Below are 2,835 nucleotides of genomic sequence, written 5' to 3'. Positions count from 1 at the left end.
TGCAAAGCAGGAAAGGATCCGACACAACTTCGATGCCATCAACTTTCGTAAATGCGTCATCTTCCAAACCGCAGTGTATTACTTTTATTTTTTCCCAGTCGTCTGGCGAGACATGCCGCATCAACTGGCTTCGACCGAATGCGCTGATAGCGACTGCGAATTGTGCAAGGCCAACTTTTTTATCAAACGCTAACTTGGGAGCATTGTCAGCTTCATCCATACCATGAATCGTAAAACTGAACTCAGGCCCACCTAATTGCTGAAGCAAGAGCGCGACTTCAGCGGGGTTCGTTCCGAAATGTGCGTGAATGTGTGAGACCGGGTTTTGGTCCAACCAAAGTTTGATCTGACAGGCATGCGCCAGATAGATAAGGTGGTAAGGCCAAGCCCTCGTCGAGCTGCGAGACAGCGACAATGCCATTTTAAGTGTGTTCCAGAAAGACCCGGGGTCCGCTGCCGCGCATTTCATCGCTGATCTGGTAAGCGCCCATAATCCGTCGCGCAATGTATAGCGGGTCTTTTCGCGCTCTGATTCATCTTGTGCATCGGTTATCTCGGCGTCCCAGCCGCGAAATGCAAACCGTTCGACCTCTACGCCCTGTTTTTCAAGCTCGTTGATCTCACGCCGTATGAACGTGTGGCTTACTTTCGGGTACTGGTTGGTCAGATAAGCAACGCGCATGAAACTACCTTAGACAAAAACTCTTTAATGTTAGAACCGTGATTGGGTTTGCAGTGGCCTTTCAATAAGTCCTCTACGATCTCAAGACGGCAGAAAGTCGTCAAATCCACGAAAAAAGTAAATCAAGGCACATGCTCTGTTCTCACTTATATTCGATAATTCCCGCAGGTTTTCCACGCCATCGTCTGACATGAAACTCCAGTATACCCAGTGCTTCAGGGAATTTCCCCAAAACTAAGAAGAATGCATACTCCCACGCGACGCGACTGTTCCACCCCTCACGGTGGGCAATACGGAAAACTTGAAGCGGATAGATTACAAGCCCAAGCAAAAGCCACGGGGAAAAAATGGTTGCCCCAAAAAATAGTGCCAATGGCAGAATAGCTCCCCATAAAAGGATGCGCCGTACAGCTCGGACGCTGTGCCGTTCAGGAGCGGCACCGTGGATAAACGCGCCCTCGGCAAAAGCGTGGCCACTGCGTCGGGCACGCCTCCACCACTGGTCAAAGCGGGTCATATCTGCATCGTGCAAGGTCATTTCAGCATTCAGTCGCCAAACTTGCCATCCCTGTGCACGCAGGCGGACGCACAGCTCGGGCTCTTCCCCAGCGATCATTGTGTCGCGAAAACCTTCGACGTGTTCAAATGCCGCAACCCTTACCATGGCATCACCCCCGCACGCGTCGGCTTGCCCAATAGGTGTATCCCACTCCATATCGCAAAGCCTGTTGAATACGGTCCGCTCTGGAAATCGCTCGCGTCTGCGTCCGCAGACTATGGCTGCATTGGGCGTTTGCTTCAAAAATGTTTGTGCTGTTTTGAACCATCCCGGTTGCAACGCACAGTCACCATCAACGAATTGAACAAACTCTACATCTGAAAGAGACGCAAGTTTTTGAAACCCAGTGTTTCTGGCTCGGGCCGCTGTAAAGGGTTGGGTCATATCCAACTGAACGACTGTCGCGCCCGCTTTGTCAGCCTGTGCGATGCTTTCATCTGTGGACCCCGAATCAACGTAGACCACATGTGTGACATTTTCTGGGATCGAATTGAGGCAAGCCACCAATCTGGCGCCCTCGTTTCGACCAATTACAACAGTCCCGATCAATGAGTCGCGGCTCATAACAACTCCCGAGCGGAGAAAAAGCACTCAAAAATAGGCATAATTGTGCCCAATGTGCAAAAATTTGCGCTGCAACTCGCCTGCCGTCAATGTTTCTTAGCTCCACAACTTGCACTGTGTTCAAAATTAAAACAATTCAATGAAAAGGAATGCGGTTGTACCGCAATAGTGATGGGCGAGCAGTAAATATGCGGAATCATTTGGCAAATACGCCATGCGACGTTTTGTGTGCGTCAGAATCCGTCTTTTACCAGGGGGGAAGCCGAGGTTTATGGCTCGCAGCACTTAGAAAAAACCACTCACTTGTTTCTAAGTTACAAACGGCAGAATTGGCGCCAACCGTTTGTCATAGTTTTGCCGTACCAAAACCTCGCTTACGCCAGTATGTGGAAACAATCATCCTGAATATGCAGGATTGGAAAGAACGGGCGAAATCATGGGACTTCATGTTGACTATTTCTCGCTGAACTCGAGTTACACCAACCTCGAAGACGTCGACTTTGGCAGTGCTCCTACGGACACCTCCTCCGTTGAAGAGCTGAACATCAAGCGTATGCGCGGCGACTTCTGGGAGGGCGGCGCGGAGAATTATTTCGCGGCTCGATATCATGGAGATCTAAACGTCTATCAGGCAGGGACGTACACGTTCTTTCTGAAATCCGACAACAACGCGATGTTGTATCTTGATGGTGAACTGGTCGCGGAAAACCTCGGTGGACGCGGAGGCCGGAATAGCGAAGTCACCCTAGATTTATCCGAAGGCGCTCATGAAATTGAGGTGCGGTATTTTGACAGCACTGGAAGATCGACACTCCAATTGGAGTGGTCCGGTCCCGACAGCGGTTGGGAACGTGAATTCATAGGAGGAGATGCTTTCTCCAAGATCGAGACGCCGCCAGCAGATGATGATCAGATTAGTGACACCGGCGACGGTGATACAGGTGGCGAGGATACGTCCGGAGGCGACCACGGAGATAGTTCGGACCATGGTTCTGGCGGAGACGACACGTCTGGCGGCGACGCTGGCGCG

General features: G+C 51.0%; 2 protein-coding genes and 1 pseudogene. 1 reads left to right on the top strand and 2 read right to left on the bottom strand.

Annotated elements, in window-relative coordinates:
* Together AC2FNV_RS23420 and AC2FNV_RS23415 are read right to left on the bottom strand one after the other, a co-directional pair.
* Positions 1-682, bottom strand: a pseudogene (locus AC2FNV_RS23420) (colanic acid biosynthesis glycosyltransferase WcaL); the annotation flags it as partial.
* 142 nt (positions 683-824) lie between these two features.
* Positions 825-1,805 carry a glycosyltransferase family 2 protein gene (locus AC2FNV_RS23415; protein ID WP_170605729.1) on the bottom strand — a complete coding sequence of 327 codons (981 nt, stop codon included), beginning with the start codon at positions 1,803-1,805 and terminating at the stop codon, positions 825-827.
* 436 nt (positions 1,806-2,241) lie between these two features.
* On the opposite strand from AC2FNV_RS23415, the gene AC2FNV_RS23410 reads away from it, so the two are divergent.
* A partial coding sequence (locus AC2FNV_RS23410; protein WP_496774716.1) for a PA14 domain-containing protein occupies positions 2,242-2,835 on the top strand: 594 nt, incomplete at its 3' end.

The organism is Ruegeria sp. BHSA163 (assembly GCF_059613365.1).
This window is presented reverse-complemented; position numbering and strand designations above follow the sequence as displayed.

Bases quoted from the DNA above. Each gene is read 5' to 3' on its own strand.
- AC2FNV_RS23415 (WP_170605729.1), bottom strand. From the start codon at position 1,805: ATGAGCCGCGACTCATTGATCGGGACTGTTGTAATTGGTCGAAACGAG.